Annotated in this window: 1 protein-coding gene; it reads right to left on the bottom strand. The window is 71.5% G+C overall.

What is annotated here, in order from left to right; genetic code table 11:
- Positions 1-256: phosphatidylglycerol lysyltransferase domain-containing protein (locus SB786_RS36885; protein WP_410731670.1), on the bottom strand; the 256-nt coding region annotated here is incomplete at both ends.

Raw genomic sequence — 256 nt, forward strand, 5'->3', positions numbered from 1 at the left:
GTCGCGTTCGCCGCGCTTGAGCGCGTAGCGCAGATGCGCGCGCTGCGGACCCTTGAGGTCGAATTCCTGCAGCATCACGCGCGCTTCCTCGCCGAGCTTCATCAGCGTGAGGCCGGCGTCGAGGTAGAGCGGCAGGGCGTCGGCGCGCACCTGATAGAACGCGGCGCGGCCGCCGTGCGCGTGCGCGAGCGAGACGAATTCGCGGATCAGCGCGGGCCATTCGTCGCGCGGTCCGACCGGATCGTGCAGCGCGGCC

The sequence above is a fragment of the Burkholderia sp. SIMBA_062 genome (assembly GCF_046534765.1).
Taxonomy (GTDB): domain Bacteria; phylum Pseudomonadota; class Gammaproteobacteria; order Burkholderiales; family Burkholderiaceae; genus Burkholderia; species Burkholderia ambifaria.